The sequence below is a fragment of the Sphingobium sp. CCH11-B1 genome (genome assembly GCF_001556865.1).
Taxonomy (GTDB): Bacteria; Pseudomonadota; Alphaproteobacteria; order Sphingomonadales; family Sphingomonadaceae; genus Sphingobium.
Genome location: NZ_LSJY01000014.1, coordinates 1 through 233, shown reverse-complemented (window position 1 = coordinate 233; position 233 = coordinate 1). Strand labels below are relative to the sequence as shown.

At 64.4% G+C, this 233-nt stretch carries 1 protein-coding gene; it reads left to right on the top strand.

The window, feature by feature from the left end; genetic code table 11:
• Positions 1-233 (top strand): tyrosine-type recombinase/integrase (locus AX724_RS02070; RefSeq protein ID WP_156447971.1); only part of this gene is annotated, 233 nt, incomplete at both ends.

Here is a 233-nt window from a genome sequence, read left to right as displayed (position 1 = left end):
CGGCCTGCTCGCGGCGACAGGTCTCCGGATTTCCGAGGCTCTCGCGCTACAGTGCAACGATCTGGTCGAGGATGGGCTGGTCGTCCGCAACGGCAAGTTCGGCAAGCAGCGACTGATCGCCTTGCAGCCATCGACGCGCCAAGCACTCGAAGCCTACATTGCGATCCGCGCGAAGCACCCGGCCAAGTGTAATGACCTGTTCGTCACTATCCGGGGGCGGGCGCCGCACAAGG